The organism is Kitasatospora sp. NPDC004799 (assembly GCF_040609095.1).
Lineage (GTDB): Bacteria > Actinomycetota > Actinomycetes > Streptomycetales > Streptomycetaceae > Kitasatospora.
Genome location: NZ_JBEXJK010000416.1, coordinates 1 through 6963, shown reverse-complemented (window position 1 = coordinate 6963; position 6963 = coordinate 1). Strand labels below are relative to the sequence as shown.

Annotated in this window: 5 protein-coding genes; 4 read left to right on the top strand and 1 reads right to left on the bottom strand. The window is 77.1% G+C overall.

What is annotated here, in order from left to right:
- Positions 1-322: 322 nt before the first annotated feature.
- From ABZW03_RS34130 to ABZW03_RS34115, 4 genes are all read left to right on the top strand, one after another.
- On the top strand, positions 323-1171 hold the full coding sequence (locus tag ABZW03_RS34130; protein WP_355267209.1) for a hypothetical protein: 849 nt from the start codon (positions 323-325) through the stop codon (positions 1169-1171).
- A gap of 301 nt (positions 1172-1472) precedes the next feature.
- The gene (locus tag ABZW03_RS34125) at positions 1473-2240 is read left to right on the top strand and encodes a hypothetical protein (RefSeq protein ID WP_355267212.1); all 768 of its coding nucleotides are present in this window, start codon (positions 1473-1475) and stop codon (positions 2238-2240) included.
- Positions 2241-2402: 162 nt separating this feature from the next.
- Positions 2403-3326 carry a (2Fe-2S)-binding protein gene (locus tag ABZW03_RS34120; protein WP_355267206.1) on the top strand — a complete coding sequence of 308 codons (924 nt, stop codon included), beginning with the start codon at positions 2403-2405 and terminating at the stop codon, positions 3324-3326.
- Between the two features lie 213 nt (positions 3327-3539).
- A complete protein-coding gene (locus ABZW03_RS34115; protein ID WP_355267203.1) occupies positions 3540-4604 on the top strand; it encodes a DUF2637 domain-containing protein in 1065 nt (354 codons plus the stop codon).
- A gap of 127 nt (positions 4605-4731) precedes the next feature.
- Here the strand turns inward: ABZW03_RS34115 and ABZW03_RS34110 are convergent.
- Positions 4732-6963 (bottom strand): SpoIIE family protein phosphatase (locus ABZW03_RS34110; RefSeq protein WP_355267200.1); only part of this gene is annotated, 2232 nt, incomplete at its 5' end.

Below are 6963 nucleotides of genomic sequence, written 5' to 3'. Positions count from 1 at the left end.
GGCGGCGGCGGGCGCCCGCGGCGACGCCGGGGCCCGCGCCCTGCTGGCGGCGCACGCGGCGGAGCTCGTCCTGGTGGAGTGCGCCGACGTCGCCGTCCCGGACGACCTCGACACCCCCGCCGACCTGGCCCGCTGGTCCGCCGGGTGAACGTCCCGGTCCGGTCCGGGGAGCATCCCCCGCAGGAAGGATTCCACCCCCGACCGGCCGGGCGGGCCCCCCTGATCCGTCCCTGAGGATTGCCCCATTCCGCGTCCGGCGCCGGACATTTCGGGGAGCATGGGAATCGTCCCACCCACCCGACACCGACGGACGGAGCCCGCGATGGCCGGACTGCCCGACGACTTCACCGGACACGACCCCACGCGGCCGGGGCCGGGCGGTGGCGCCCGGGCGATCCGCTGCCCCGCCTGCCGCCGCGAGCACCTCTACGAACCGCCCTCCCTGCCCTGCCCGTGCGGCGCCTCGCTCAAGGTGCCGCTGCTGCGCGGCGGGGTGCCGGTGCAGGTACGCTTCCGCTCCTGGGAGGACTCCTGGCTGAGCATGCGCTGCCCGCACTGCGGCCGTTCCGACCAGTGGCCGCAGCCCGAGTTCACCTGCAACTGCGGCGCCACCGTCCGGCTGCCGGTGGACCGCACCACCCGGCTGGGCACCGGCGCCGCCGCCCCGCTCGCCGCCCCCGGCCCGCAGGCCGCCCGCCCGTACCCGGCCCACCCGGGGAACGCGCCCGCCCCGGCCCCGCCCGCGCCGCCCTCGGCCGGGCGCTCCCGCCCGTTCCGGCACCGCACGCCGTTCCGTCCGCACCCGGTGCGCACCTCGCAGGACGCGGTGTTCACCGCCGCCCGCTACCTGGAGTGGCTGGGCTTCGACGACCTGGAGCTGACCGAGGCCCAGGAGCGCGACGGGGTCACCCTGCTGGGCAGCCGGATGGTCGCCCAGGTGGACACCTGGACCGAGCCCGCGGACGTGAAGTCGGTCGAGTGCCTGTGGCTGCAGACCCTGCACGCCGAGGAGATGGCCGCCGCGATGTTCACCCTCGCGGGCTATTCGCACCAGGCCACCGTGCGCGGCGAACAGCTGCTGGTCGCCCTGTTCAGCCTGGACCTGGCGGGCGTGCCGCAGCCCGCGAACGGCGCCGCCGAGGCTCTGATGGAGACCGGCTGGACCTCCTGACCCGCCTGGCGGCCCGCCGGATCCCCCGCTCCGCCTCCTCTAGATCATTCTTCTTCCAAAAGCAACAACCTTCGCTCGTGATCTGGTGCACAAGCTCACCCCCGTGTTGAATTGCCGCCACAGCGCGGGCCTTTCGCCCTGCCGTCGTCATGCGTACGGGTCGTGGCGGCAGGGCCCCAGGGGCGGGTCCGCGCCCATGCCGGATGGCGCACACAAGGAGGTGGCGTTGTCGGAGCACGGATGGGACCCGAGCGGCCCGGACGGGCGGGGGAGGGCGGCGGCGGAGGAGCCGGGTGACACCGTGTGGCGGCTGAGGTCCCGGGGGTGCTGGCAGGAGGCCGCCGAACTGCTGCGACCGGCCGCCGAGCACGACCCGGACTCAGCCCTCGGACGAGCCGAACTCCTCATCGAGCAGTGCCTGTTCACCGCCGCGCACTGGACCCAGGCGGAGCAGGCGCTGCGCCTGGCCGAGGCGCTGGCCGCCGGCACCGAGCAGCGCGCGGCCGCCGCCTGCGCCCGCGGCTTCCTCGCGTACGTGGCGAGCGTGCTCGGCCCGCGGGACCGGCTGGACGAGGCGCAGGCCGCGCTCGGCCGCACCTCGGCCCTGCTGCCGCCGGACGCCCCGGGCCGTCCGCTGCTGGACTTCCGGCGCGGGTTGGTCGCCGAGAACCTGCTGCGCGACCGCAGCGCCGCCTGGATCGCCTACCGCCGGGCGCACGAGGGCGCCGGCGAGCGCGGCGACGAGCTGCTGCGCTCGTACACCTGGCGGCACCTGGGCGCGCTGGCGCTCTCGCGCGGGGACCGCGGGAACGCCCGGGAGGGCTTCGACGCCTCGCTGCGGCTGCGCGAGCAACTCGGCTTCACGGTGGGGGTGGCGCCGGCGCTCGCGGCGCTCGCCGAGGTGTCCGAGCCGCCCGAGGCCGCGCGGCTGCGGGCCGAGGCCGCCCGGCTGGTCGCGGCTCTGGGCGGCGTGCCGGTCTGGCTCGCGCGCCAGTTGGGCAACGGTCGCGCGCCGGGGCCTCCCCCGGACGGGCGCATCGCGAGCGAGACCGGGGGCGGTATCAGCTAAGGTGAGGCTAACCTGGCCGGGGGGAGCAGTACCCCGGCCAGGTCGCCTTGCCGTACCCCGGGCACCGCCATGCCCCGGTCCGGCCGCGCCCGGCGCCGCCACCACCGCCCGGGCACCGCCGGGCGGACCATGGGCGCCCCGGTCGACCCGAGGGGGCCGCCCATGACCGCGAGCAGCACCCGGCCCGACCCCCGGCCGCACGCCCCCCGCACCACCGGGGCGCGCACCCCCGTCCCCGCTCCCGGCCCCACCACCCCGGGCGCCCCCTCGTACCACCGGTTGTCCGGGCTCACCACCGTCCTGACGGTGCGCTGCGGACCGCCCCGGCGCGGCGACGGCTGGCTGCCCGCCGCCGACCTCGCCACCCGCCCCGAGGCGGTGCGCGAGCTGATCGCCCACGACGCCCGGCAGGGCCTCGCCCGCTACGGGCGGCCGCTGCGCCCGGACGTCGCGGCCGGCTTCGGGCTGCACCGCTTCGTCTGGCCGGTCTCGCTGCTGTTCACGCTGCCGTGGTTCCTGGAACGGCGCGTCCCGCTGCTCGCCCCCGCGGACGTCGCGCTGCGCCGGCACCCCGAGGCGGTCGAACTGGCCGTCCGCCCGGCGGAGTTCGGCTGCCTGCCGGAGGACCCGGCGGCCGGCTCGGAGCAGGCCCGGACGGTGCCGGACGAGCCGGCGCTGGCCGCCGCCCTGCGGTCCGCCCTGGGCGCCTTCCTGGCCCCGGTACTCACCGCCTTCGGCCCGGAGGCGCGGCGCGGGCCCCGGGTGCTGTGGGCGATGGCCACCGACGCGGTGGTGGAGGGGCTCTGGTACGCGGGCGGGCTGCTCGGGGAGCGGGAGCGGGCCCGGGTCGAACTGTCCGCGCTGCTGGCGCCCGGCGAGCCCCTCGACCCCGCGCGCACGCCCGGCGCGGGCGACCGTCCCGCTCCGGCCCCGGCCCCCTTCACCCCGGGCGCCGGTTTCGCGCCCCCGGCGCCCGGGGACGACGGCGCTCCGGCCCCGGACCGGTCCCGGGCCAGCTGCTGCCTCGTCTACACCGCGGATCCGCGGGACATGTGCGCCGGCTGCCCGCGCGTCACGCGGCGTTGACGAATATCCGTCCGATCACCGGTCGGAAAAGCCCGTGATTCCGGGAACAATCCGCCGTAAATTCTTATGACAATGCGATGGTAACCGGGTCAGAAATCCCTCTCCTCAGCGCATTGACGGCGAATCAGCCGCTCCCCCGCAGCCCTTCCGCCATGATGGTCCCGCCGTCACGACGCAGGAGAGCGACGCAGGAAAGCGAGGCCGGTTCCGGCGATGAAACTGTCCGACATACCGCTCGGGTGGGCGATCACCGTGGTCGCGGGGCTGCTGGTCAGCGCGCTCCTGGTGGCCCTGTTCCGCGGTCGGGGGTCCGTCTCCTCCGCCACCGGCCAGGATTCCTGGGAGCGTTCCGAGGAACGGCGCCGCCGCACGGAATCCCTGTACGGCGCCGCCTCCTACACCCTGCTGTTCTGCTGCGCCGGCGTCGCGGCCGCGCTCTCCTTCCACGGCCTGGTCGGCTTCGGGGTGCAGAACCTGGGCCTGTCCGGCGGCTGGGAGCACCTCGTCCCGTTCGGACTCGACGGCGCCGCGATGTTCTGCTCGGTGCTCGCCGTCCGCGAGGCCAGCCACGGCGACGCGGCGCTCGGCTCCCGGCTGCTGGTCTGGCTCTTCGCCGGCGCCTCGGCCTGGTTCAACTGGGTGCACGCCCCGCGCGGCCTGACCCACGCCGGCGCCCCGCAGTTCTTCTCCGGGATGTCCCTCTCGGCGGCGATCCTGTTCGACCGGGCGCTCAAGCAGACCCGCCGGGCCGCGCTGCGCGAGCAGGGGCTGGTGCCGCGTCCGCTGCCGCAGATCCGCATCGTCCGCTGGCTGCGCGCCCCGCGCGAGACCTACGCGGCCTGGTCGCTGATGCTGCTGGAGAACGTCCGCAGCCTGGACGAGGCGGTCGAGGAGGTGCGCGAGGACCGGCGGGAGCGCGCCGCCGAGAAGCAGCGCCGCAGGCTGGCCGGGCGCCGGGAACGGGCCGAGATCCGGGCGATCAACCGCTCGCACAGCGCCTGGCGGCGCGGCGGCGGTGCGGCGCGGCAGCCGGGGTCCGGCCCGGAGGCCGCAGTGGCCACCGCGACGACCGCCGGGGCGACCGCCGGGGTGCAGCGGGGCGCGGAACGCCCGGGGGCCGAACTCCCCGCCGCACCGCGCGAGGTGGTCCAGCCGGGCCTGCCGGCCCGTCCGGAGCGGCGCACCGTCGACCTCACCGCGGAGGAGGACACCCTGACCCTGACCCGGCTGGACACGCTGGACCGCCAACTGAAGGACCTGGAGCAGAAGTTCGGCTGACCGCCGGACGGCCGGGGGCCGGGTGGCCGGGTGGCCGGGTGGCCGGGTGGCCGGGTGGCCGGGAGCCGGGCCGTGGGCGAGCCGGCGCCGGGGCGGGGCCGGCGCCGGGCGGGGCCGGCGCCGGGGCTCAGGCCGCTGCCATCGCCGTCCCGCTGAGCTCGAACCACATCCGCTTGCCGGAGCCGCGCGGCTCCACGCCCCAGGAGTCCGCGAGTGCCTCGACCAGCATCAGCCCGCGCCCGGAGGAGGCCTGCTCCCCCGGCGTCCGGCGGGTCGGCCAGAGGTCCGACTCGTCCTCCACCTCGACCCGCAGCCGGGCCCGGCCGCCGTCCGCCTCCGGCTCCCGGTAGAGCCGGGCGGTGAACATGGCGTCCCGGTCGGTGTGCCGGATGGCGTTGGTGACCAGCTCGGAGGAGAGCAGCTCGGCGGTGTCGATGAACTCGGCCACGCCCCAGCGGCGCAGCGCGTCGCGCAGCTCGGCCCGGACCTCGGCGACCCGCGCCAGGTCGGCCTGGCCGATCCGGCGGCGCAGCTGCTGGGCGGCCAGCCCGCCGGCCGGGCCGTCCCAGCGCAGGAGCAGCAGCGCTATGTCGTCCTCGCGCTCGCTGGAGTCGGCGGCCTGGGAGGCGATCCGGTCGGCCAGCTCCTCCAGCGGGTCGCGGGCGGCCTGCGCGGCGTCCGGCAGCGGACGGGCGAGCGCCCGGGTGAGCCGGGCGACGCCCTCGTCCAGGTCCATGCCGCGCGCCTCGACCAGGCCGTCGGTGCAGAGCAGCACGGTCTCGCCCGGGTCCAGGCTGAACCGGGTGACCCGGTACTCCTGGTCCGGGTCGATGCCCAGCGGCAGCCCGCCGGCCACCGGCACCACGGCGGCGGTGCCGTCCGCGCGGCGCACCACCGGGTCGAGGTGGCCGGCCCGGACGGCGTAGACCACGCCGTAGTCCACGTTGACCTCGGCGTAGGTGCAGGTCGCGAAGTGGTCGGTGTCCAGGTCGGCGAGGAAGCGGGAGGCGCGGGCCATCACGGCGGCGGGCGGGTGGCCCTCGGCCGCGTAGGCGCGCAGCGCGATCCGCAGCTGGCCCATGATCCCGGCGGCGTGCACGTCGTGGCCCTGGACGTCGCCGATCACCAGGCCGACGTGCCCGCCGGGCAGCGGCACCACGTCGTACCAGTCGCCGCCGATCTGGAGGCCCGAGCCGGCCGCGATGTACCGCACGGCGGTGGTCACGCCCGGGACGGACGGCACGGTGCGCGGCAGCATCACCCGCTGGAGGCCGGCCGCGAGCTCGTGCTCGGCGTCGTGCAGCCGGGCCCGGGCCAGCGACTGGGCGACCAGCCCGCCCAGGGTGGTCAGCACGGTGCGCTCGTCCGCGTCCAGCTCGCGCTCGTCGTCGAAGCTGACCACGCAGACGCCGATCGCCCGGCCGCTGGCCACCAGCGGCAGGTACGCCCAGGAGCCGCGGCCGGTGCGGCTGGTCGGGTCCCACACCTCGGGGTAGCCGTCGCGGAACTCCTCGCGGGTCGAGACGAAGACCGGCGCCCGGTTGCGCAGCGCCTCGGCGGCCGGGTGGCCGGGCGGCAGCACGGTGCGGTCCCAGACCGCCAGCGAGTCGGCGCGGTAGCCGGAGGCGCCGAGGATCTGCGCCCGTCCGGCCTCGAAGGAGGCCAGTACCAGGCCGTCCGGCGGCAGCCCGGGCAGCGGCAGCTCGGTGAACACCCGGGCCACGTCACGCACGGTGACGGCTTCGGAGAGGGCGCGCGCCGCCTCCTTGATGAACCGGGAGCGCTCCTCGCGCAGCAGGGCCATCCGGTCGGCGTGGTCGCGCTTGTGCAGCTCGACGGTGGCGTCCCAGACGAAGCCGACCATCCGGGAGGCCCGGCCGAAGGCGTCGGCGAGCACCCGGCCGCGGAAGCGCACCGCGCGCAGGCCGCCCTTCGCCCCGACCGTGCGGTAGTAGGCGCCGCACTGGCCCAGCTCGGCCACCGCGCGCTCGACCCGGCGGCGCACCACGGGCGCGTCCTCGGGGTGCAGCAGGGCGAGGAAGGAGGCGGCGGTGCGGTCGAAGCGGCCCTTCTCCAGGGTGTCCAGGCCGACGATCGCACAGGCCCGCTGGTCGCCCTCCAGGACGTCGCGGCGGATGTCCCAGTCGAAGGAGCCGATGCCGTTGGCGGCCATCGCGGGCTCCAGCCAGTCCGGCATGGTGTCCGCGGAGGACGGCGGCAACCCGCCCGACAGCACGGGCGCCAGCCGGGCGGCGGCGAGGCTCGGGGACGGGCGCACCGCGGAGCCGCGGCGGGAGGGCTGGGCGGGCGGCCGGGCCCGGCCGGTGCCGGCGGTGGTGGGGGCGGCGGCGGGGTGCCC

Bases quoted from the DNA above. Each gene is read 5' to 3' on its own strand.
- ABZW03_RS34130 (WP_355267209.1), top strand. From the start codon at position 323: ATGGCCGGACTGCCCGACGACTTCACCGGACACGACCCCACGCGGCCG.
- ABZW03_RS34120 (WP_355267206.1), top strand. From the start codon at position 2,403: ATGACCGCGAGCAGCACCCGGCCCGACCCCCGGCCGCACGCCCCCCGC.
- ABZW03_RS34115 (WP_355267203.1), top strand. From the start codon at position 3,540: ATGAAACTGTCCGACATACCGCTCGGGTGGGCGATCACCGTGGTCGCG.